At 54.4% G+C, this 23,581-nt stretch carries 21 protein-coding genes; 4 read left to right on the top strand and 17 right to left on the bottom strand.

Features of this window, described 5'->3' with window-relative positions; all coding sequences use genetic code 11:
• Positions 1-24 precede the first annotated feature (24 nt).
• The 15 genes from rnhB to rpsB all read right to left on the bottom strand — a co-directional run bounded on the left by rnhB (position 25) and on the right by rpsB (position 15,242).
• Positions 25-621, bottom strand: coding sequence for a ribonuclease HII (rnhB, locus tag CWM52_RS01585; RefSeq protein WP_100682489.1), 597 nt, complete (start codon positions 619-621; stop codon positions 25-27).
• Positions 618-1,766 carry a lipid-A-disaccharide synthase gene (gene lpxB / locus CWM52_RS01590; RefSeq protein ID WP_100682490.1) on the bottom strand — a complete coding sequence of 383 codons (1,149 nt, stop codon included), beginning with the start codon at positions 1,764-1,766 and terminating at the stop codon, positions 618-620. Before lpxB ends, rnhB begins: the two co-directional genes overlap by 4 nt.
• Positions 1,766-2,554 carry an acyl-ACP--UDP-N-acetylglucosamine O-acyltransferase gene (gene lpxA, locus CWM52_RS01595; protein WP_100682491.1) on the bottom strand — a complete coding sequence of 263 codons (789 nt, stop codon included), beginning with the start codon at positions 2,552-2,554 and terminating at the stop codon, positions 1,766-1,768. Before lpxA ends, lpxB begins: the two co-directional genes overlap by 1 nt.
• A 3-nt stretch (positions 2,555-2,557) precedes the next feature.
• Positions 2,558-3,013 carry a 3-hydroxyacyl-ACP dehydratase FabZ gene (gene fabZ / locus CWM52_RS01600; protein ID WP_004858132.1) on the bottom strand — a complete coding sequence of 152 codons (456 nt, stop codon included), beginning with the start codon at positions 3,011-3,013 and terminating at the stop codon, positions 2,558-2,560.
• A gap of 172 nt (positions 3,014-3,185) precedes the next feature.
• Positions 3,186-4,211 carry a UDP-3-O-(3-hydroxymyristoyl)glucosamine N-acyltransferase gene (gene lpxD, locus CWM52_RS01605; protein ID WP_100682492.1) on the bottom strand — a complete coding sequence of 342 codons (1,026 nt, stop codon included), beginning with the start codon at positions 4,209-4,211 and terminating at the stop codon, positions 3,186-3,188.
• 3 nt (positions 4,212-4,214) lie between these two features.
• Positions 4,215-4,700, bottom strand: a complete 486-nt coding sequence (skp, locus tag CWM52_RS01610; RefSeq protein ID WP_100682493.1) for a molecular chaperone Skp — start codon at positions 4,698-4,700, stop codon at positions 4,215-4,217.
• Between the two features lie 122 nt (positions 4,701-4,822).
• Positions 4,823-7,252 (bottom strand): outer membrane protein assembly factor BamA, encoded by a 2,430-nt coding sequence (gene bamA / locus CWM52_RS01615; protein WP_100682494.1) that lies wholly within the window; start codon positions 7,250-7,252, stop codon positions 4,823-4,825.
• A gap of 31 nt (positions 7,253-7,283) precedes the next feature.
• A complete protein-coding gene (rseP, locus tag CWM52_RS01620; protein WP_100682495.1) occupies positions 7,284-8,636 on the bottom strand; it encodes a sigma E protease regulator RseP in 1,353 nt (450 codons plus the stop codon).
• An 11-nt stretch (positions 8,637-8,647) separates the two neighbouring features.
• Positions 8,648-9,505, bottom strand: a complete 858-nt coding sequence (cdsA, locus tag CWM52_RS01625) for a phosphatidate cytidylyltransferase (RefSeq protein ID WP_100682496.1) — start codon at positions 9,503-9,505, stop codon at positions 8,648-8,650.
• Between the two features lie 12 nt (positions 9,506-9,517).
• A complete protein-coding gene (gene ispU / locus CWM52_RS01630) occupies positions 9,518-10,276 on the bottom strand; it encodes a (2E,6E)-farnesyl-diphosphate-specific ditrans,polycis-undecaprenyl-diphosphate synthase (protein WP_100682656.1) in 759 nt (252 codons plus the stop codon).
• A 249-nt stretch (positions 10,277-10,525) separates the two neighbouring features.
• Complete coding sequence (gene ispC / locus CWM52_RS01640; RefSeq protein WP_100682497.1) at positions 10,526-11,728, bottom strand: 1-deoxy-D-xylulose-5-phosphate reductoisomerase; 1,203 nt, start codon at positions 11,726-11,728, stop codon at positions 10,526-10,528.
• A 238-nt stretch (positions 11,729-11,966) separates the two neighbouring features.
• Complete coding sequence (frr, locus tag CWM52_RS01645) at positions 11,967-12,524, bottom strand: ribosome recycling factor (protein WP_100682498.1); 558 nt, start codon at positions 12,522-12,524, stop codon at positions 11,967-11,969.
• A 150-nt stretch (positions 12,525-12,674) separates the two neighbouring features.
• Complete coding sequence (gene pyrH / locus CWM52_RS01650; protein ID WP_004858112.1) at positions 12,675-13,400, bottom strand: UMP kinase; 726 nt, start codon at positions 13,398-13,400, stop codon at positions 12,675-12,677.
• Between the two features lie 147 nt (positions 13,401-13,547).
• Positions 13,548-14,399 (bottom strand): translation elongation factor Ts, encoded by an 852-nt coding sequence (tsf, locus tag CWM52_RS01655; protein WP_095103655.1) that lies wholly within the window; start codon positions 14,397-14,399, stop codon positions 13,548-13,550.
• A gap of 117 nt (positions 14,400-14,516) precedes the next feature.
• A complete protein-coding gene (gene rpsB / locus CWM52_RS01660; protein ID WP_100682499.1) occupies positions 14,517-15,242 on the bottom strand; it encodes a 30S ribosomal protein S2 in 726 nt (241 codons plus the stop codon).
• A gap of 323 nt (positions 15,243-15,565) precedes the next feature.
• Between rpsB and map the strand changes: the two genes are divergently transcribed.
• From map to CWM52_RS01685, 4 genes are all read left to right on the top strand, one after another.
• The gene (gene map / locus CWM52_RS01670) at positions 15,566-16,360 is read left to right on the top strand and encodes a type I methionyl aminopeptidase (RefSeq protein WP_100682500.1); all 795 of its coding nucleotides are present in this window, start codon (positions 15,566-15,568) and stop codon (positions 16,358-16,360) included.
• Positions 16,361-16,642: 282 nt separating this feature from the next.
• Positions 16,643-19,306, top strand: a complete 2,664-nt coding sequence (gene glnD, locus CWM52_RS01675; RefSeq protein ID WP_100682501.1) for a bifunctional uridylyltransferase/uridylyl-removing protein GlnD — start codon at positions 16,643-16,645, stop codon at positions 19,304-19,306.
• A 35-nt stretch (positions 19,307-19,341) separates the two neighbouring features.
• Positions 19,342-20,166, top strand: coding sequence for a 2,3,4,5-tetrahydropyridine-2,6-dicarboxylate N-succinyltransferase (gene dapD / locus CWM52_RS01680; RefSeq protein WP_004858103.1), 825 nt, complete (start codon positions 19,342-19,344; stop codon positions 20,164-20,166).
• 107 nt (positions 20,167-20,273) lie between these two features.
• On the top strand, positions 20,274-20,660 hold the full coding sequence (locus CWM52_RS01685) for a DUF3461 family protein (RefSeq protein WP_100682502.1): 387 nt from the start codon (positions 20,274-20,276) through the stop codon (positions 20,658-20,660).
• 70 nt (positions 20,661-20,730) lie between these two features.
• Here CWM52_RS01685 and CWM52_RS01690 read toward each other — a convergent pair whose 3' ends face one another.
• Positions 20,731-21,888 carry a CdaR family transcriptional regulator gene (locus CWM52_RS01690; RefSeq protein ID WP_100682503.1) on the bottom strand — a complete coding sequence of 386 codons (1,158 nt, stop codon included), beginning with the start codon at positions 21,886-21,888 and terminating at the stop codon, positions 20,731-20,733.
• Positions 21,889-22,078: 190 nt separating this feature from the next.
• Entirely contained in the window at positions 22,079-23,518 is a 1,440-nt protein-coding gene (gene degP, locus CWM52_RS01695; RefSeq protein ID WP_100682504.1) for a serine endoprotease DegP, read from the bottom strand.
• Positions 23,519-23,581: the final 63 nt, after the last annotated feature.

Consider the following 23,581-nt stretch of genomic DNA (forward strand, 5'->3'; position numbering starts at 1 on the left):
TTTACTTATTTCTCGACACAAGAATCAGGACGCAAGGCCCAGCGCGCGTTTTACCGGGCCAAAACTACGCCGATGATGCTCGGTTGCGCCATGTTCGATCAGTTTTTCCAGATGGAAAGCGGTAGGATAGCCTTTATGCTGCGCAAAGCCGTATTGAGGAAATTCAAGGTCCAGCTCAGCCATTTCCGCATCGCGCGCGACTTTAGCCAGAATAGACGCTGCGCTGATTTCTGCCACCCGGCTGTCGCCTTTTACCACCGCCTGTGAAGGCACGGGCAGCGGCGGGCAGCGGTTGCCATCGATCAGCACAAACTCCGGCACAACCGGCAGAGCAGCAACGGCGCGCTGCATCGCCAGCATGGTCGCATGCAGAATATTCAGCTCGTCTATTTCGTGCGGTTCCGCACGGCCGAAACTCCAGGCCAACGCTTTCTCTTTGATTTCATCGAACAGCGCCAGACGACGCTTTTCGCTTAATTTTTTGGAGTCATTCAGACCCACAATTGGCCGTGCCGGGTCAAGGATCACTGCGGCGGTCACGACCGCGCCGACCAGCGGACCCCGACCGACTTCATCGACGCCGGCGACCAGGTGAGTATGCGGATACACAAACTCCATCATTTTGCTAACTCCAGTACTGCGTCCGCCGCCTGCTCATCCGCATTGCAGCGAATTTGTTGATGCAGAGCGCGGAAAGTGTCATGCATTTCATGGCTGGTTTTACCATCGGCCAGCAGCGGCCGCAGCGCATCCGCAAGCAACCCGGGCTGGCATTCGTCCTGCAACAGCTCTTTGACCAGTTCGCGGCCGGCCAGCAGGTTCGGCAACGACACGTAGTCGGTTTTCACCAGTCGTTTCGCCAGCCAGAAAGTAAACGGCTTCATACGATAGCCAACCACCATCGGACACTTGGCCAGCATGCACTCCAGCGCCGCGGTTCCGGAAGCCAGCAGGGCCGCATCGCTGGCGATCATGGCATCGCGCGCCTGGCCATCCAGCAGATGTACCGTCAGTTCCGGCGCCGTTTCCGCTTTAATACGTTCGAATTGCTCCCGCCTTCTGGCATTCACCAGCGGTACCAGGACCTGCAGGTCAGGGTAATCCTGGCGCAGAATTTGCGCGGTTTTCAGAAAATCTGCGCTGAGCATTTCGACTTCAGCGCCGCGACTGCCCGGCAGCAGCGCCAGGCAGTGCGCATCCCGGGCAATGCCCAGGCGATCCCGCGCGGCGCCTTTATCCGGATCCAACGACATGGCATCCGCCATGGTATGGCCGATAAAGCGGCAGGGAACGTTAAATTTGTCGTAAAACGCTTTTTCGAAAGGCAGAAATGCCAGTACCAGATTCGTCGATCTGCCGATTTTGAAAACGCGTTTTTGCCGCCAGGCCCATACGGAGGGGCTGACGTAATGAATGGTTTTAATACCCTGCTTTTTCAGGTTGCCTTCAAGCGTAATGTTAAAGTCCGGAGCGTCAATACCGACGAAAACATCAGGACGTAATTCGCTGAAGCGGCGGGTAAGATCGGCCCGGATATGCAGCAGGCGACGCAGGCGACCGAGCACTTCGACAATGCCCATCACCGCCAGCTCTTCCATCTCATACCAGGCCTCACAGCCTTCAGCCTGCATCAATGGGCCCGCCACGCCGACAAAGCGAGCATCGGGAATACGTGCTTTAAGGGCGCGGATCAGACCTGCACCAAGAATATCGCCGGAGGTTTCTCCGGCGACCAGGGCAATTGTCAGGGGACGCTGTGCGGACATTAACGAATCAGACCGCGTGTGGAGCGGGCGAAGAAATCGACAAATGGCTGAACTTCAGGATACTGAGCCGCCAGCTCGGCGATTTCCGGTTTCGCTTCATCCAGCGTTTTCCCGCTGCGGTACAGCAGTTTGTACGCATTGCGAATCGCGGTGATAGCTTCGCGGCTAAAGCCACGACGCTTCAGCCCTTCAATATTGACGCCATACGGCGTCGCGTGGTTGCCCTGAGCAATCACGAACGGCGGGACATCCTGCGCGACGCCTGAGCAGCCGCCGACCATGACGTGTGCGCCGATGATGCAGAACTGATGGACTGCCGTCATGCCGCCGATGATGACGAAATCATCCAGCGAGACATGTCCGGCGAGCGTGGCATTGTTGGCCAGAATACAGCGATCTCCGACCGTACAATCGTGTGCAACGTGCGCGTTGATCATCAGCAGGTTATCGCTGCCCACCTTCGTCAGTCCACCGCCCTGTACTGTGCCACGATGAATGGTGACGCTCTCGCGGATGCGGTTGCGATCGCCAATTTCCACACGTGTCGGTTCACCAGCGTATTTCAGGTCCTGGTTAACTTCACCGATGGAAGCGAACTGATAGATCTCATTATCACGACCAATTTTGGTATGGCCGTTAACAACAACATGAGACTTCAGTACGGTACCTTCGCCAATTTCGACGTTAGCACCAACAATACAAAACGGGCCAATGTGGGCGTTTGCACCGATAACGGCACCGTCTTCCACGATGGCAGTCGGATGAATAAAGGCGGTTTTATCAATCACGTATCAGGCCTCCCGGCTACGCGCACACATCATCGTTGCTTCGCAAACCACTTTACCATCGACCAGCGCGACGCCTTTAAAACGAGTCAGGCCGCGACGGGTTTTCTCGAAAGTGACTTCCATAATCATCTGATCGCCTGGTACTACCGGACGTTTGAAACGCGCTTCATCAATCCCGGCGAAGTAATAAAGTTCACCCGGCTCGAGCTTACCTACGCTTTTGAATGCCAGAATACCGGTGGCTTGCGCCATCGCTTCCAGAATCAGCACGCCCGGTAAAATCGGTTTACCAGGGAAGTGCCCCTGGAAAAACGGCTCGTTAACAGAAACATTTTTTACTGCGCGCAGAAAACGACCTTCTTCAAAATCCAGCACGCGGTCTACCAGCAGGAACGGGTAGCGGTGAGGGAGAAGTTCCAGAATCTCTTCAATGTGCAGAGTATGAGTTTCAGTAGTCAAAATACTCTTCCTGTCTAAATATACTAAAAGGCAATAATAACACGGCCTGCGGCAATCTTATGAATGCAACAGGCCGAAAATTTTTACACTTCATCTTTCAGGCAGCGTCTTTATCAGCGGCAGTTACCCACGCAGATGCTGCTTTGCATGATTTTGTGTGTCAACGAATGCGCTAATCTTGCTGATTAACCTTACGCTCAATCGATTTGAGGCGTTTGTTGATCTCATCAATATTCATCACCAGCGCCGCGGTTTTACGCCACACCTTATTCGGTTGCAGCGGAATACCTGAAGAATAGACGCCAGGCTCGGTGATAGGACGCATGACCATCCCCATCCCGGTGACGGTGACTTTGTCGCAAATTTCCATATGTCCGTTAATCACGCTGGCTCCGCCAATCATGCAGTAACGGCCAATTTTCAGGCTGCCTGCCATGATAACGCCACCCGCAACGGCAGTATTGTCACCAATCACCACGTTATGCGCAATCTGACACTGGTTATCAATGATAACGCCATTGCCGATCACGGTATCATCCAGCGCACCACGGTCAATGGTGGTACAGGCGCCGATCTCCACGCGATCGCCAATAATAACGCGACCCAGCTGCGGGATCTTCACCCAGTTACCGCGATCGTTGGCATAACCGAAACCATCGGCACCGATCACGGTGCTGGACTGAATCAGGCAATTCTCACCGATCTCAATTTCGTGGTAAACGGTCACGTTGGCCCACAAACGGGAGCCAGCGCCAATTTTCGTCTTTTTCCCAACGAAGCACCCGGCGCCAATCACCACATTGTCAGCAAGCACAACATCAGATTCGATCACCGCGTTAGGGCCAATCGAGACATTTTTACCCAGCTTCGCCGTGGCATCAATCACCGCGCTCGGGGCGATATTCTGCGCCGGCTGCGGCGTGGTATCCAGAATTTGAGCCATACGCGCATAGGTCAGGTAGGGATTACGCACGACCAGTGCGGCGCTGTGGGCAAAAGGTAAATCATCCTGCGTCATGACAACGGCAGAAGCCTGGCAGGCGGCCAGGTGTTCGCGGTACTTAGGATTGACCATGAACGTAATATGACCTGCTTTTGCAGTTTGCATGGACGCAACGCCGGTGATGACGATATCGCCATCACCGTGTAATTCTGCATCCAACTGCTGTGCCAGATCAGCCAGTCGAATAGAAGGCATTACTTAGTTAACCTGTTTCAGCACATCAGCGGTGATGTCTTTTACATCGCTGCTGTTGTATGCAACGGCATTAGAATCAACAACCAGGTCGATGCTCTGGCTGCTCGCTACGCTTTTCACAGCAGTCTGGATACGAGTAACCAGTTTGCCGCGCTCTTCGTTGGAGCGACGTGCGCGATCCTGCTCAAAAGACTGTGCTTTCTGAGAGAAGGTCTGGCGCTGAGCCATAACGTCTTTTTCCAGCTTGGTACGGTCGGCACCCGGTTTCATGGACTGCAGACGCTGCATCTTGGACTGCAGATCGCCTTCCATACGCTGCAGCTCGCTCGCACGGCCTTTGAACTCGTTTTCCAGCGTGTTAGAAACGCCTGTTTTCTGGGCAACCTGCTGGAACAGGCTGTTCATGTTAACCATTGCAATTTTATCTGCCGCCTGAGCGGAAGTTACCATTGCTAAACCCAGACCTGCAGCTAATAACCACTTTTTCACAATTAACTCCTTACCATCCCATGAGTACCCAGGGGTACCGTTATTTGCGTGGCCAGGCGATAACCGTAATTATCGCCTAAAGTCAGCGCTATACTGCACTTACATTCCATTGCCGCCCGCAATTACCAGGTTTTACCAATGTTAAACTGGAACTGCTCGGACTTGTCTCCTTCGTACTTTTTAAACGGTTGGGCGTAGGAGAATACCAACGGCCCCAACGGAGACATCCACTGTACCGCAATACCGGCGGACATACGGATGTTGCTCGGATCACCGTAATCCGGATAACCCGCGTAAGCGCTCGAATCCCAGTGCGTATCCCACGCGGTACCCACATCCCAGAAGAAGGAGGTACGGACCGAGTTAGCATATTTATCGCTGATAAACGGCGTCGGCGTAATCAGCTCCAGGCTGGCAACGGCCATGGCGTTACCGCCCACCGCATCATCCGATTTACACGGCGCGGATTCAGTGCTCTTACAGTTACTGTCATAGCTATTATCGCCATCGTGGCGGTTGCTGGCCGGGAAATAAACCGCTTTCGGACCAATGGTGTTCGACCGGAACCCGCGCACGGTGCTTGAGCCACCGGCATAGAAGTTCTCGTAGAACGGCATCTCTTTACCACCAATGCCATCACCGTAGCCAAAGCGGGTACGTCCCAGAACCACCCACTGATGATCGTTATCGATCGGTACGTAGGTCGCCGTATCCAGCGTCGCTTTGTAGTATTCGTTATCAGAACCTGGAATGGTCACTTTACCATTCAGGTTGACACGCGAACCTTCCGTCGGGAAGAAGCCACGGTCGAGCTTGTTATAGGTCCAACCGTAGTTGAAGGTGAAATCGTTGGCGCTAAACGAGTTTCTGTCATTCGTGTCGCTCGGATATTGCCCCATCGAGTTCAGATAACGCCACATCGCCACCTGCGGCTGCATATTGGACAGGGCGTTATGGACATAACCTAAGCCCGCGCGCAGCGTATTGTATTCGTTGATCGGGAAGCCCAGCGTAACGTCCGTACCATAGCTTTTGTTGGTATAGTCAGACAGATCCGCGTCGTTCGCGTCGAAGTCGTTATAGAAAATACGACCACCGAGGCTCACGCCGTCAACGGTGAAATACGGGTTAGTGACCGACAGTTCAGTATAGGTCTGGTAATCGTTTTTGGTGCCGTTAATTCCAACGGAATAGCCGGTACCCAACCAGTTGTCCTGCTGAACGCCAGCCTGGAAGCTGACGCCGCTTTCCGTACCGTAGCCGACACCAAAGTTGAAGCTACCGGTGTTACGTTCTTTGACTTTATAGACCACGTCGACCTGATCCGGGCTGCCCGGTACGCGCTGCGTATCGGTATCTACCGTTTCAAAATAGCCTAAGCGGTTGAGACGATCTTTACCCTGGTCGACCAGGTCGCTGCCCAGCCATGCCCCTTCCATCTGACGCATTTCGCGACGCAGGACGGAGTCTTTGGAGGTGTCGTTGCCCTCGAAGCGAATTTTACGCACGTAGTAGCGGTTGCCGGCATCGACGTTAACGTGCAGCTTCACAGTCTTATCGCTATCGTTAATTTCCGGCTGAGACTGGACGCGCGGATAGGCGTAGCCATAGCGACCGAGGAGTTTCTTAATATCATTCTCCATTTTGGTCACTTTGGCGCCGTTATACAGCTCGCCCGGCTCGACTTTGGTCAACGCTTCGATTTCTGCCGAATGCCCCGCCAGATCGCCCGTCACCTGGACACCGGAAAGCTTGTACTGCTCGCCTTCAGTGATATTCACGGTGATGTAGATGCCTTTTTTATCCGGCGTCAGGCTCACCTGCGTGGAGTCGATGTTGAAACGCGCGTAGCCGCGATCCAGATAGTAGCTGCGCAGGGTTTCGAGATCCCCGGCCAGCTTCTGCTTCTGGTATTTGCGATCGCCGACAACGTTCCACCACGGCACTTCATCGCGCAGCTGGAATGTTGAGATCAGTTCATCGGTGCTGAACGCATGGTTACCGACAATGTTAATCTGCTGGATTTTCGCCGAGACGCCTTCCTGGAATACCAGTTTCAGGTCGACGCGGTTACGCGGCAGCGGCGTGACGACAGCTTTTACACTGGCGCTGTACTTACCGACGCTGTAGTAGAAATCTTCCAGCCCTTTCTCGATATCAGCGAGGGTCGTGCGGTCAAGGGACTCCCCAACGCGAACGCCGGATGCCTCAAGGTTTTGCTTGAGCATGTCATCCTTCACCGACTTGTTACCGGAGAAAGTGATGCTGGCAATCGTTGGGCGCTCTTTCACCTGCACCAACAGGGTATCACCATCGCGCAGGACGCGGACGTCCTCAAAGTTGCCAGTGGCAAACAAAGCACGAATGGTGTTACTGATATCATCATCGGTCACCGTATCGCCAGGACGCACTGGCATACTGAGGAGGGCCGCACCAACAGCGACACGCTGCAAGCCTTCGAAATGAATGTCCTTCACCACGAACCCTTCAGCACCGTATACGGTTGCGCTGCTAAACAGCAGCGACGCTATGAGCAACTTTTTCATCGCCATCGTTATTATGCGTTCTTCCTAACAAACTCTCTTACAACCGAGAGAAATCATTGAAAAGTGCAAGCCCCATTAACAACACCAGCAGTATTGAGCCAATGCGATAACTAAAGTCTTGAACTCGCTCGGATACCGGCCCGCCCTTCAGCTTTTCAATCGCCAAAAATAGCAGGTGCCCCCCGTCCAGGACGGGAAGCGGGAACAGATTGATTATCCCGAGGTTCACGCTAATCAGCGCAAGGAACATCAGATAGTAAATCAACCCAAACTCCGCTGACATTCCAGCCCCCTGGGCGATAGAAATCGGCCCGCTGAGGTTGTTCAGTTTGACATCACCGGTTATCAATTTACCCAGCATCCTGACGGTTAATGACATCAGTTGCCAGGTTTTATCCGTGGCTTCAGCAATGGCGGCAAACGGCCCGTACTGACGCACTGTCTTATATTCATCAGGCAGCGGGATGACCTTAGGTACAACCCCTGCAAACCCTTCGGCTTGACCTTTTGCGGATCGGCTATCTGGCGTCAGCGTAACAGACGAGGGACTCCCCTGTCGCTCGATCTCCAGAACCAGCGCCTTACCCGGATTATCACGCACCAGATTGACAAACGTCATCCACTGCGTTAACGGTTGACCATCGACTTTAACGATCCTGTCGCCCGCTTGCAAACCGGCCTTCTGCGCCGCCGAACCAGATTGTACTTCAGCCAGCACCGTATCAATCTGCGCGCTGCGAGGCTGAATGCCCAGCGATGTCACCGGATCTTGTTTATCCGGCTCAAACGCCCAGTGCCGCAGATCGAGGATTTTATCCTGGCGCTGACTGCTCCCGAAAGGGGCGAGCGTAACTATTGTTTGCTCGTCGCCTATCTTAGAGACCAGCGCCATACGCACTGCATCCCAATCAGGCGTTTCGATGCCATCTATCGCTTTAAGTTCCGTACCTTTTGCAATTTGTGCATGCGCGGCAATCGAGTCGGGTACTATTTCACCAACAACCGGACGTACGCCAGGGACACCGATAATAAAGACCAGCCAGTAGGCAAAGATGGCAAAAATGAAGTTCGCGACAGGACCAGCGGCAATGATGGCCGCACGCTGGCCAACGGTTTTGTTATTGAAAGCGTAGTGGCGCATCTCAGGCACCACCGGCTCGACGCGTTCGTCGAGCATTTTGACATAGCCGCCGAGTGGAATAAGAGCGATGACGAATTCCGTTCCCTGCTTGTCAAAACGCCGCCATAGCGCTTTACCAAAGCCAATGGAAAAACGCTCAACGCGAACGCCGCAGCGACGAGCCACCCAGAAATGGCCAAACTCATGCACGGTGATCAATACGCCCAGCGCAATGATAAAGGCAGCCAAATTCCAGAGAACGCTTAGCATAAAACCTTCCGTCAAATCGTCCTGAAGACCAACAATAGCAGACAAGCAAACACCGGTACCGCCGCCGTCAGGCTGTCGATACGATCGAGTATTCCACCGTGTCCGGGAATCAGATGACCGCTATCCTTAATGCCGGCCTCTCGCTTAAACATACTCTCTGTCAGATCGCCGAGCACTGAGGCCAGCGCCGCAACAACGGAACAAACCAGCAATACCGTTGGCGTAACATCCAGATTCGCCCACTGACCGTAGGCCCAGGAGATGATCGCCGCCGTCACCAGGCCACCGAAGAAACCCTGCCAGGTTTTACCCGGAGACACTTTCGGTGCCAGCTTATGCTTGCCGAACATCTTGCCAAACACATAGGCGCCAGAGTCCGCGCCCCAGACCAGAATCATCACGTACAGCAGCCACAGCGCGCCGCTGTAATGGTTATCCGCATAATGCCAGGCGCGCAGCACCAGCATGCCCCAGAAGAACGGGACGATAGTCAGAATACCAAAGATCAGACGCAGCGCTTTCGAGTTGCGCCAGAAAGCAGCGGACGCCGGGTAAGAAAGCACCAGCAGCAGCGCCACAATCCACCAGCCAAACGACGCCCAGAGCGATCCTTCAACCAGCGGTTGATGAACGTCATAGTGATATTCCGGCATCAGGAAAAGCATCAACGCCAGTAGCAGGCCACACAGCAGCGCCAGCCAGATGCGTTGTGAAGTTGAAGTGAAACCGCTAAATTGCCCCCACTCCCACGCAGCGAGCATACACACCACGAGCGTGACGATGGCAAAACCCGCAGGCGGCAACAGAAAAAGCGCCGCAATCACCACGGGGATTAAAACGAAAGCCGATATCAGGCGATACTTCAGCAAAAGTGACCCCCATCAGGCATGATTGCCACCCGGCTCAGTGCCGCCAAAACGACGCTCTCGATTAACAAAGGCATGGAGTGCACCTTCAAAGTCCTGTTCAGCAAAATCGGGCCAAAGAACATCGGTAAAGTAAAGTTCGGCATACGCAATTTGCCAAATCAAAAAATTACTGATGCGATGCTCTCCCCCGGTCCTAATAACTAAATCTACAGGTGCCAGTTCATGCATACAGACCTGCTGACTCAGCATGTCTTCCGTGATCTGTTCGGGCTGAAGTAACCCGTTCTGAACCTGTCTTGCCAGATTGCGGACACCCTGAATAATATCCCAGCGCCCACCGTAGTTCGCCGCAATATTCAGCGTTAAGCCCGTGTTGTTCTCCGTCAGCGCTTCCGCTTTGCGGATACGCTCCTGCAGGCGAGCATTAAAACGCGTTGTCTCGCCGATGATCCGCAGGCGGACGTTATGCCGATGCAGGCTTTTCACTTCGCTATCCAGCGCCCAAACGAACAGCTCCATCAGGGCACTGACTTCCTGCTCGGGGCGGTTCCAGTTCTCGCTGCTGAATGCATACAGCGTCAACGCTTCAATACCATTGTTCGCCGCGAAGGAGACCGCGCGACGAACCGACTTCGCCCCGGCTTTATGGCCGAATGCGCGAATTTTTCCTTGCTGTTTCGCCCAACGACCGTTGCCGTCCATGATAATGGCGACATGACGACAGCCATGTGCAGGCGATATTTCGCTGACAGTGTGATTAGCAGACAACATAACGCGTTTTAAGTCCATAATAAGGATTAGCCAAGCCACTAAACGCGAGCAACCGGTCAGCGCTGTATACGCATTTTTATCCAGTGCCGAAGCTACAGCTCATCGCAGAGAACAACCCAAAGCTTTACGCAAAAAAGCCGTGTTTTTCCACGGCCACCACAATCTTTTACAACAAAATGCAACGATTGGGTGGCGCAGACTATATCACTGAAGCCCAGCGCCCACAAATATCACAACGTGGCGTGAGGTTCAGCCCCGCGTTGTCAGATGTTTAATCTGCTTCCCGGCAACGACTCTGGCCTGAGCGTCAATAACCAGCACCTCATCAATGCTTTGCGGTTCATCCAGCGTCAGCTGATCCAGTACTGCCAGGTTGACTCCCGCAATGTCGGTAAAGCGAATCTCTTCAGCCAGGAAGGCTGCCACTGAGATTTCATTTGCCGCATTCAGCGCCGTTGTCGCCGCCTGACCGTGATCGAATGCGTCCATCGCCAGTTTGAGACACGGATAGCGCCCGTAGTCCGGCGCGGAAAAGCTCAGGTGGCTCAACTGACAGAAGTCTAACGCCGGCACGCCAGAATTCAGGCGATCTGGCCAGCCCATCGTATGGGCGATAGGCGTGCGCATATCCGGTTCACCGAGTTGCGCGATGACGCTGCCGTCAAGATAACGCACCATCGAGTGAATGACAGACTGCGGGTGGATCAGCACTTCCATCTGCCGGGCTGAAGCGTTGAACAGCCAGCGGGCTTCGATATATTCCAGCCCTTTGTTCATCATCGTGGCGGAATCGACAGAGATTTTGCGTCCCATTGACCAGTTGGGGTGACGGCAGGCCTGATCCGGCGTCATCGCCACCAGTTCCGCTATCGCCGTTTCCCGGAAAGGACCACCGGAACCGGTCAGCAGAATCGACGAAACGCCATTCTGCGTTAAGTCAGCGTATCCAAGATTATGCTGCACCGTTACCGGCATACTCTGAAAAATCGCGTTATGTTCGCTGTCCACGGGCAGCAGGTGCGCGCCGTACTGTTGCACAGCATCCATAAACAGGCGCCCGCAGGTGACCAGCGACTCTTTATTCGCCAGCAGCACCGTTTTGCCGGCACGGATGGCCGACAGCGTTGGCACCAGTCCCGCAGCCCCCACAATCGCCGCCATCACCTGGTCAACCTCGTCCAGCGCAGCCACTTCCGCGGCAGCGTGCTGGCCGCTCAATACCTCAGTGCGGCTACCGTTTTCACGCAGGCGGATGCGCAGCGCGTCGGCGCTTTGAACATCGTCCATCACCGCGTAGCGGGGAGAGAATTCCAGACATTGTTCAACCATGCGGTCGACATTTTTCCCTGCGACCAGCGCGGCGATGGAAAAGCTATCGGGGTTATGGCGCACCACATCCAGCGTGCTGCAGCCAATTGAACCGGTCGAACCGAGAACGGTTAATTGCTTCATGAGATGTCCAGAAGAATTGAGACAGGATAAAAAGAAAAACGCCGCCAGTAGCCCTTACGCCACAATCATCCGGGAGCAGGTCGGCGGTCTATCACCTTCGGCAAGCATGCCAGAGGCTACAGGGCCGACCGTGTTAACACAATCCCAGGAATTGAGCGTTCGGTCTTCTGTACGGCGTTTCAGACTTAACGCCCGCAGCCCATGAATAATGGCAGGCGGCGAGCGTATCGGCAGAGAATCAGAACTGCATCAGTTCCGCTTCTTTATCTGTCAGCGCCGCATCCACTTTCTTGATGGCGGCGTCAGTCATTTTCTGCACGTCGTCCTGAGAACGGCGATCGTCATCTTCGCTGATCTCTTTATCTTTCAACAGCGCTTTTACTTTATCATTGGCGTCACGACGCACGTTACGCACGGCAACACGCGCTTGTTCGGCTTCACCGCGAACGATCTTCGTCAGATCCTTACGACGTTCTTCGGTCAGCGGCGGCAACGGAACACGGATGTCGCTGCCCGCAGAGCTTGGGTTCAGACCGAGATCGGAAGCCATGATCGCTTTCTCAACGGCCGGGCTCATGGAGCGATCGAACACGTTAATTTTCAGAGTACGGGAGTCTTCCACCGTGACGCTTGCCAGCTGACGCAGCGGCGTCGGCGTGCCGTAGTATTCTACGACGATGCCATCCAGCAGGCTGGGAGAAGCACGACCCGTGCGTATTTTGCTGATTTGGGTTTTGAACGCTTCGACGCATTTTTCCATGCGTACTTCAGCATCTTTTCTGATATCGCTAATCACGTTACGAATCCTTGAAAACTTGTCTCAGACAGACCAGACGGTCGCTCACCGCGAAAGTGAGCTAAGTATAGTCAGATTTAATGCAAATCACCGGGCAATCAGCCCGCGAAAGTAAGGCGGAATATTACCCGGATTTGGCGCTGACGGGAATTATTCCGTAATCAGTGTGCCTTCTTTTTCGCCCATCACCACGCGACGCAGTGCGCCAGGTTTATTCATGTTGAAAACGCGAATCGGCAATTTATGGTCACGCGCCAGGGTAAAGGCGGCCAAATCCATGACTTTCAGCTCTTTATCGAGTACTTCGCTGTAGGTCAGCTGATCGTACATGGTGGCAGACGGGTCTTTGGCCGGATCAGCGGTAAACACACCGTCGACTTTGGTGGCTTTCAGCACCACATCAGCTTCGATTTCAATACCGCGCAGGCAGGCAGCGGAATCGGTGGTGAAGAACGGGTTACCGGTGCCGGCGGAAAGAATCACCACGCGATTATTACGCAGCAGGCTGATGGCCTCTGCCCAGCTGTAGTTATCACACACGCCATTCAGCGGAATCGCTGACATCAGGCGAGCGTTCACATAGGCGCGATGCAGTGAGTCACGCATGGCGAGGCCGTTCATCACCGTTGCCAGCATGCCCATGTGGTCGCCCACAACGCGGTTCATACCCGCTTTCGCCAGCCCAGCACCACGGAACAGGTTACCACCACCAATCACTACACCAACCTGAATACCCAGTTCAACCAGTTCTTTGATTTCCTGAGCCATACGGTCAAGTATGCTTGCATCAATACCGAAGCCTTCCGAACCCTGCAGAGCTTCGCCACTTAACTTAAGCAGAATACGTTTGTAGACGGGTTTTGCATTGGTAGCCATGTTTCTTTCCTGAGACTGTCAACGAGTGAGATGAGTTAATTCTGGCGACATTGTATGCCGCTTTTCAGCACAGCCACTATAAGCGATGAGCTGAATTTACAAAACGGGCGCAAAAAGAAGCCGCCCTCAGGCGGCTCCTTTTGAAAATTAAGACTGCTTGGACATCGCAGCAACTTCTGCTGCAAAGTCAGTCTCAACTTTCTCGATGCCTTCGCCCACTTCAAAGCGGATGAAGCCAGTAACGTCGGCATTGTGCTCTTTCAGCAGCTGAGCAACAGATTTGCTCGGGTCCATAACGAAAGGCTGGCCGGTCAGAGAAACTTCGCCGGTGAATTTCTTCATGCGGCCTTCAACCATTTTCTCAGCGATTTCTTTCGGCTTACCAGACTGCATCGCGATGTCCAGCTGAACCTGGTACTCTTTCTCTACCACTTCAGCAGACACGTCTTCCGGCTTAACGAATTCCGGCTTGCTTGCAGCGATGTGCATTGCCAGCTGTTTAACCAGCTCCTGGTCAGCGCCTTTAGCCGCAACCAGAACGCCGATACGCGCGCCGTGCTGGTATGAACCCAGAACTTCGCCTTCCAGGGCCGCAACGCGACGGATGTTGATGTTCTCACCGATTTTAGCAACCAGCGCAACACGCTCTTCTTCGAACTGTGCTTTCAGAACTTCAACGTCGGTGATTTTACCAGCCACAGCTGCATCCAGAACTTTGTTAGCAAATGCCTGGAAACCGCCATCTTTAGCAACGAAGTCAGTCTGGCAGTTAACTTCCAGAATGATGCCGTAGGTACCGTCGATCTTAGTGATGATCACGCCGTCAGCAGCAACGTTACCTGCTTTTTTCGCCGCTTTGATTGCGCCGGATTTACGCATGTTTTCGATTGCCAGCTCGATGTCGCCGTTCGCTTCGGTCAGCGCTTTCTTGCAATCCATCATGCCTGCGCCAGTACGCTCACGCAGCTCTTTTACCAGGGATGCGGTAATTTCAGCCATTCTTAAATCCTCGGGAGATGTGAACTGCCCGGCCGGGGGCCAAACAGTATAAATTGAAAAAAGGGGCCAAAAATGGGCCCCTATTCATACACGGTACTAATAAGGGGTGAAACCTTATTATTCAGCTTCTACGAAGCTTTCTTCCGCCTGAGAAGCCAGATCCTGAGAACGACCTTCGCGCACGGTTGTAGCTACAGCGCCCAGGTACAGGCTAACAGCGCGGATTGCGTCGTCGTTACCCGGGATAACGAAGTCTACGCCGTCCGGATCGGAGTTAGTATCAACGATAGCAAATACCGGGATACCCAGGTTGTTTGCTTCTTTGATAGCGATGTGCTCGTGGTCAGCGTCGATAACAAACAGTGCGTCCGGCAGGCCGCCCATGTCTTTGATACCGCCCAGGCTGTTTTCCAGCTTGTCCAGCTCACGAGTGCGCATCAGCGCTTCTTTCTTGGTCAGCTTCTCGAAAGTACCGTCCTGGGACTGAGTTTCCAGGTCTTTCAGACGTTTGATGGACTGACGAACGGTTTTCCAGTTAGTCAGCATGCCGCCCAACCAGCGATGGTTCACGAAGAACTGGTCGCAGCTGTTAGCAGCTTCTTTTACCGCTTCGCTTGCAGCGCGTTTAGTACCAACGAAAAGGATTTTACCTTTACGAGCAGAGATCTTGTTCAGTTCAGCCAGAGCTTCGTTGAACATCGGTACAGTTTTCTCAAGGTTGATGATGTGAACTTTGTTACGCGCGCCGAAGATGAAAGGCTTCATTTTCGGGTTCCAGTAACGGGTCTGGTGACCAAAGTGAACACCAGCCTTGAGCATGTCGCGCATGGAAACAGTTGCCATGTTTAAAACCTCTATAGATAAAGTTGGGGTTATGCCTCCACGTATCCCATATTACCGACCCCAAAGGGCACCCCGGAATATGTGTCGATACGTGTGTGTTATTTACACAAAGTGAGATTTGTCGCTTCAGTCCATCCTGTGTAGTACCAAATGGAACGGAAGTCCGGCGCGCTTTATACCACAAAATCCGATCGGAAACCAACTGTTGTTGACGCTGAGTGCTGTTAATGATTCTCAATTTGGCACCAGGACACCCGGACTGTTAACATTGGCAGGAATAACTCTATTATTGTCGAAAAAACCGACACAGCTGGACACAATCCATGGCTATATCTATCAAAACATCTGAAGACATCGAAAAAATGCGCGTCGCCGGCCGCCTGGCCGCTGAAGTGCTGGAAATGATCGAACCCTACGTTAAACCTGGGGTCAGCACCGGCGAACTGGACCGTATCTGTAACGATTACATTGTTAACGAACAGAAAGCGATCTCCGCCTGCCTCGGCTACCACGGCTACCCGAAATCCGTCTGTATCTCTATTAACGAAGTCGTCTGTCACGGGATTCCTGACGACGAAAAACTGTTGAAAGACGGCGACATCGTCAACATTGATGTCACGGTCATTAAGGATGATTTCCACGGCGACACCTCTAAAATGTTCATCGTCGGCAAACCGACGATTCTTGGCGAGCGCCTGTGCCGCATCACTCAGGAAAGCCTGTATCTGGCCCTGAAGATGGTTAAGCCGGGAATTAACCTGCGCGCCATCGGCGCAGCCATCCAGAAATTCGTCGAAGCGGAAGGTTTCTCGGTGGTGCGTGAGTATTGCGGTCACGGTATCGGTCGTGGTTTCCATGAAGAGCCGCAGGTGCTGCACTACGACTCGCCAGAGACCAATGTGGTGCTCAAGCCTGGCATGACCTTTACCATCGAACCGATGGTCAATGCCGGCAAGAAAGAGATCCGCAGTATGAAAGACGGCTGGACGGTGAAAACCAAAGACCGGAGCTTGTCTGCGCAGTACGAGCATACTATTGTGGTGACAGAGAACGGCTGCGAGATTCTGACGCTACGCAAGGATGACACCATCCCGGCGATAATCTCGCACAACGCATAACGAAAAGCCGGCGCCCGCCGGCTTTTTTATGACGGGCGTCCTGCCCGTCACCCTACGGGCCGCCGCAAGCGACGTTAAAAATCGTTCCCGGCGATTTTGTATGACGGGCGTCCTGCCCGTCACCCTACGGGCCGCCGCAAGCGACGTTAAAAATCGTTCCCGGCGATTTTGTATGACGGGCGTCCTGCCCGTCACCCTACGGGCCGCCGCAAGCGACGTTAAAAATCGCTCCCGGCGATTTTTTATGGGCGATAGTTGATAGTTTTTTCATATGGTGACGCGATGAGTAACTCTTTACCTGATACTGTCTCCCCTACCCTCTCCGCTCAACCTGAGAATCCAGGTAGCTGGCCACAAGGGGATTTGAACTGTGCCGCCATCAAGGCACATCTCGATATTTTCCAGCGCTGGCTGGGCGAAGCATTTGATAGCGGTATCCCCGCCGGGGAGCTCATCGAAGCGCGAACCGAATTTATCGACCAGCTGCTCCAGCGCCTGTGGGTGGATTACGGTTTTGGTTCGGTCAGCGATCTGGCGCTGGTCGCGGTTGGAGGATACGGTCGCGGCGAGCTGCACCCGCTCTCCGACATCGACCTGCTGATTCTCAGCCGCAAAAAACTCTCCGATGAGCAGGCGCAGAAAGTGGGCGAACTGCTGACGCTGCTGTGGGATATCAAGCTCGAAGTCGGCCACAGCGTGCGTACGCTCGAAGAGTGCCTGCTGGAAGGACTGTCCGATCTGACCGTTGCCACCAACCTGATCGAAACGCGTCTGCTGATTGGCGACGTCGCGCTATTTCTGGAGCTACAAAAACATATTTTCAGCGATGGCTTCTGGCCCTCGGAGAAGTTTTTCGCCGCCAAGGTCGAAGAGCAGAATATACGCCACCAGCGCTACCACGGCACCAGCTATAACCTCGAACCGGACGTGAAAAGCAGTCCCGGCGGCCTGCGCGATATCCACACCCTGCAGTGGGTCGCCCGTCGTCACTTCGGCGCCACTTCGCTGGATGAAATGGTCGGTTTCGGCTTTCTTACCGAAGCCGAACGTAACGAGCTTAACGAATGTCTGCACCAGCTGTGGCGGATTCGCTTTGCGCTGCACCTCGAGTTAAACCGCTACGACAACCGTCTGTTATTCGATCGCCAGTTCAGCGTCGCCCGCCGACTGCGCTACGAAGGCGAAGGCAATCAGCCTATCGAATACATGATGAAGGATTTCTTCCGCGTCACCCGGCGGGTCAGCGAACTGAATCACATGCTGCTCCAGCTGTTTGATGAAGCCATCCTCGCCCTCACCGAAGATGAAAAGCCGCGGCCCATCGATGATGATTTTCAACTGCGCGGCACGCTGATTGACCTACGCGACGACACGCTGTTTATCCGCGAACCGCAGGCTATCCTGCGCATGTTCTATATTATGGTGCGTAACAGCAGCATCACCGGCATCTACTCGACGACGCTTCGCCACCTGCGTCACGCGCGGCGCCACCTGACGCAGCCGCTGTGCTATATCCCGGAAGCGCGCACGATTTTCCTCAGCATGTTGCGTCACCAGGGCGCGGTCAGCCGGGGGCTGTTGCCGATGCACCGCCACAGCGTACTGTGGGCCTATATGCCGCAGTGGTCGCATATCGTGGGCCAGATGCAGTTTGACCTGTTCCATGCCTATACGGTCGATGAGCATACGATCCGCGTGCTGCTGAAGCTGGAAAGCTTCGCTAAAGAAGAGACCCGCAGCCGCCATCCGCTGTGCGTGGAACTGTGGCCTCGCCTGACGCACCCGGAGCTGATTCTGATTGCCGCCCTGTTCCATGATATTGCCAAAGGTCGCGGCGGCGATCATTCGGTCCTCGGCGCCCAGGATGTGCTGAAATTCGCCGAGCTGCACGGGCTTAACTCGCGGGAAACCCAGCTGGTCGCCTGGCTGGTGCGCCATCATCTGTTAATGTCGGTCACCGCCCAGCGCCGTGATATTCAGGATCCCGAGGTCATCAAGCAGTTTGCCGAAGAGGTGCAAACTGAAAACCGCCTGCGCTACCTGGTATGCCTGACCGTCGCCGATATCTGTGCGACCAACGAAACCTTGTGGAACAGCTGGAAGCAGAGCCTGCTGCGCGAGCTCTATTTCGCCACCGAAAAACAGCTGCGGCGCGGCATGCAAAGCACGCCGGATATGCGCGAACGGGTTCGCCATCATCAGCTGCAGGCGCTGGCGCTGCTGCGGATGGAAAATATTAATGAAGAGGCGCTGCATCAAATCTGGAATCGCTGCCGCGCCAACTACTTCGTGCGCCATACGCCCAACCAGCTCGCCTGGCACGCCCGCAATTTGCTCAAACACGACCTGAGCAAACCGATGATCCTGCTCAGCTCGCAGGCCACGCGCGGCGGGACCGAAATTTTTATCTGGAGCCCGGACCGCCCGTATCTGTTTGCCGCCGTCTGTGGTGAGCTGGATCGCCGCAACCTCAGCGTTCACGATGCCCAGATTTTTACCACCCGCGACGGCATGGCGATGGATACCTTTATTGTGCTGGAGCCGGACGGCAGTCCGCTTTCCGCCGATCGCCATGAGATTATCCGTCACGGTCTGGAACAGACCATTACCCAGCGCAGCTGGCAGCCGCCGGCCCCGCGCCGTCAGGCGGCGAAACTTCGCCATTTCTCCGTCGTTACCGAAGTCAATTTCCTGCCGACGCACACCGACAGAAAATCGTTTCTTGAGCTGATTGCGCTCGATCAGCCGGGCCTGCTGGCGCGCGTGGGTCAGGTGTTCGCCGACCTCAATATTTCGCTTCACGGAGCGCGAATTACGACAATCGGTGAGCGAGTAGAAGATTTATTTATAATCGCGACGGCGGACCGGCGTGCGCTTAATAATGCGCTGCAACAAGAAGTACAACAACGGTTGACAGAGGCCCTCAATCCAAACGATAAAGGGTGACGAACTTTTAATGTGTAAAGAGAAAGAGTAAAACAATGCAGCAATTACAGAATGTTATTGAGTCCGCTTTTGAGCGTCGCGCCGACATCACGCCGGCAAATGTGGATACCGTAACCCGCGAAGCGGTTAACCAGGTGATTTCTCTGCTTGATTCCGGCGCGCTGCGTGTCGCTGAAAAGATCGATGGCCAGTGGGTCACCCATCAATGGCTGAAGAAGGCGGTTCTGCTCTCTTTCCGTATTAACGATAACCAGGTTATCGACGGTGCTGAAAGCCGCTACTTCGATAAAGTGCCGATGAAATTCGCTGACTATGATGAAGCGCGTTTCCAGAAAGAAGGCTTCCGCGTGGTTCCGCCGGCGGCGGTTCGTCAGGGCGCATTTATTGCCCGCAACACCGTGCTGATGCCGTCCTACGTCAACATCGGCGCCTACGTGGACGAAGGCTCCATGGTAGATACCTGGGCCACCGTGGGTTCCTGCGCGCAGATTGGTAAAAACGTGCACCTGTCCGGCGGCGTCGGTATCGGCGGCGTCCTCGAGCCGCTGCAGGCTAACCCGACCATCATCGAAGACAACTGCTTCATCGGCGCGCGCTCTGAAGTGGTTGAAGGCGTGATCGTTGAAGAAGGTTCCGTGATCTCCATGGGCGTGTACCTGGGTCAGAGCACCAAAATTTACGATCGCGAAACCGGCGAAGTCCATTACGGCCGCGTTCCGGCGGGTTCAGTGGTGGTTTCCGGCAACCTGCCGTCGAAAGATGGCAAGTACAGCCTGTACTGCGCCGTTATCGTGAAGAAAGTGGATGCGAAAACTCGCGGCAAGGTCGGCATTAACGAACTGCTGCGTACCATCGACTAAGCAGAATAAAAAGCGGGAGATATCCCGCTTTTTTTATATTTGAAGCTGGCGAAGATGGATCTTTTCGTTAATTATTCAAAGGTTATGATGATATCAAAGGTACCGTTATGTACGATAATCTGAAAAGTCTTGGCATTACCAATCCCGATGAGATCGATCGCTATAGCCTGCGGCAGGAAGCCAACAACGACATTCTGAAAATCTATTTTCAGAAAGACAAAGGCGAGTTCTTCGCCAAAAGCGTCAAGTTTAAATACCCGCGCCAGCGTAAGACCGTTGTCGCCGATGGCGTAGGCCAGGGGTATAAAGAGGTTCAGGAAATTAGCCCGAATCTGCGCTACGTTATCGATGAGCTGGATCAGATCTGCCAGCGCGATCGTACCGAAGTCGACCTCAAACGTAAGATCCTCGACGATCTGCGTCATCTGGAAAGCGTCGTCACCCATAAGATCAGTGAAATTGAAGCCGATCTGGAAAAACTGACGCGCAAATAGCCGTACGCGGATGGCTCTGTAGGCCGGGTCAGGCGAAGCCGCCACCCGGCATTTTTTTGTCTAAAACAGACTATCTTTGCTCATCCAACTGCAGCGCGATATACAGCAGCAGGCGGTCATCAAAATTCCCCAGGTTCAGCCCCGTCAGTTCAGCAATACGATTCAGGCGATACTCCAGCGTATTGCGATGAATAAACAGCGCCTTTGACGTCGCCAGCGGCTGCACGTTATGGCGAAACCAGGCTTGTAGCGTGCGTCGCAGCAGACCGTTATTATCCATCGCCTTCAGCCGCACCAGTGGACGGGCAAGCTCATTCGCCTGCCAGCCGCCGCGCAGGCTATCGAGCAGCACCGGCAACATTAAATCCTGATAAAAATAGCTACGGCTCTCAGGCATGCGCTGTTTGCCGACCATCATTGTGGTACGGGCGGTGCGCCAGGAACGGGCGATGCTGCCGGGACCGGTAAAGAAGTTCCCCAGCGCCACGCGAAAACGCAGCTGGCCGTTTTCTTTCATTCGGGCGATCAGCTGATCGATCCTTTTGCGGTGATCCTCCGCGTCCCAGCGGCCAAAAGCATTCAATGCCGGTTTGAGCACCACCATCTCGGTCAGTGAGACAATCGCCACCAGATTGTGGCGATCGGGCGTGGTCAGGGCGGTTTGCAGCTGCTGCAGTTCGGCCATAGCGCTGTCTACGCCGAGCTGACCGCTATCCACTTCAATCATGGCGACCACGCGAGGCTGGTTCAGATCGATACCCAGCCGCTGCGCCCACTCGGTTAATGCGGGCGTATTCTCTTCGGCCTGGATCAGGTTCATAACCAGCTCTTCGCGCAGGCGGCTATCCTGGGCCAGAAGGTGCATCAGCCGGGACTGCTCCAGCATCATCTCGGCAGTCATGCACACCAGCTCGCCATATTTACGCAGCGTTTCGGGTTCGCCGGTCAGGCCGATGACGCCGACGATCTCCCCCTCCAGGCGCAAAGGCAGATTAATCCCCTGACGCACGCCGTGCAGATGGCGAGCGACCGCATCATCAATATCCACAACCCGTCCCTGGGAAAGCACCAGCAGCGCGCCTTCGTGCAATTCCCCAATCCGCTCGCGATCGCCGCTGCCGATAATGCGCCCGCGGGCGTCCATTACGTTGATATTGGTATCAATGATGCGCATCGTACGCGCCACAATATCCTGCGCCATGTTGGTATCAAGATGCCAGCCAGCCATGTAATCCTCCCGTCAACAGGAGGCCAGCATAAAAGAGTCGGCTGGACGCTGCATTGTGCATACGCATAAAGCATGACAGAGAAGTATGGAGTTGCGTGTGGAGTCACAGAAAGGGAAACGCACCGGATAGCGGGGCCAAAAAAAGCCCCTTCCCTCAACGAGGAGAAGGGGCAGGCTTAGCCGTTGGCGATTACTGCATCAGCAGATAGATAATGCTATCGCCACGCTGGATGTTCAGCGCCAGTACCGAAGGTTTGGCATCAAAGATTTTGCGCAGATCGGCGATATTTTTCACCGGCTGCTGGTTAGCGCCGACGATGATGTCACCTTTCTTGAGGCCAATTTGTGCCGCCGGAGTCCCCGCTTTCACATTATTGACCACCACACCTTTGTCCTGACCTTTGTTGCTCATTTCCGCACCTTCAATACCATTGAAGATGGTGCTGGAGTCAACCTGATTCTGGCTACTCTGCTGCAGCTCGACGGTCGCATTGACCGCTTTGCCATCGCGGACCAGCCCCAGCTCGACTTTGCTGCCGATAGGCATAGTACCGACTTGCGCACGCAGCGCAGCAAAGCTGCTGATAGGCTTACCGTTCAGCGAGGTAATCACGTCACCGGCTTTGATACCCGCTTTCGCGGCCGCGGAACCCGGCATAACCTGACTGACGAAGGCACCGCGCTGCGCATCAACCTTCATGGCTTTCGCCAGCTCAGAGTTCAGCTCGGTTCCCATAATACCCAGCTCGCCGCGTTTCACCTGGCCATACTTGACCATCTGCTCGGTCAGGTTTTTGACCATGTTGCTCGGGATGGCAAAACCGATACCGATATTGCCGCCGTCCGGCGCCAGGATCGCGGTATTAATCCCGATCAGTTCGCCGTTGAGGTTCACCAGCGCGCCGCCGGAGTTACCGCGGTTGATCGCCGCATCGGTCTGGATAAAGTTTTCGTAGTTTTCAACGTTCAGGCCGCTACGGCCAAGCGCGGAGACAATCCCCGACGTGACGGTTTCACCCAAACCAAACGGGTTACCGATAGCCACGGTGTAGTCGCCGACGCGCAGCGCATCGGAATCTGCCAGCTTAATCGCCGTCAAATCTTTCGGATCCTGAATCTGGATCAGCGCAATGTCGGAACGCGGATCTTTGCCGACGACTTTGGCATCAAACTTCCGTCCGTCGCTCAACTGGACTTTAATCGTGGTCGCATTATCGACAACGTGGTTATTGGTCACGACATAGCCTTTATTAGCATCAATGATGACCCCGGAGCCCAGCGCCATAAATTTCTGCTGCTGGCTGCCATCAGCCGGTGCCCCGCCGCCCTGTCCACCGCCCTGACAGAACGGGGAACTCTGGAACGGCGAACCATCCTGGCAGAACGGTGAATTATCACCAAAGAACTGCTGGAAGTTACGCGGCATCCGCGGAGTGTTGACGGTCGTGCTGCCCTCAACATTAATGCTGACAACCGACGGCATCACTTTTTCCAGCATCGGAGCCAGGCTTGGCATTTGCTGTGTACTTGAGGCCGAAGAGGACGTTTCTGCCGCGCTCGCAGAGAGCGGTGATAACGCCAGACCTAAACTCAGAGCCAGTGCACTCATTGCTAACGTGGTTTTTTTCATCATGTCTCACTCTATTTTAGATAACGAAAATTGCTATGTATGTGACCATCAGAGTCATTTTAT

It is taken from the genome of Raoultella sp. T31 (assembly GCF_002806725.1).
In the GTDB taxonomy this organism is placed as follows: Bacteria; Pseudomonadota; Gammaproteobacteria; order Enterobacterales; family Enterobacteriaceae; genus Klebsiella; species Klebsiella electrica.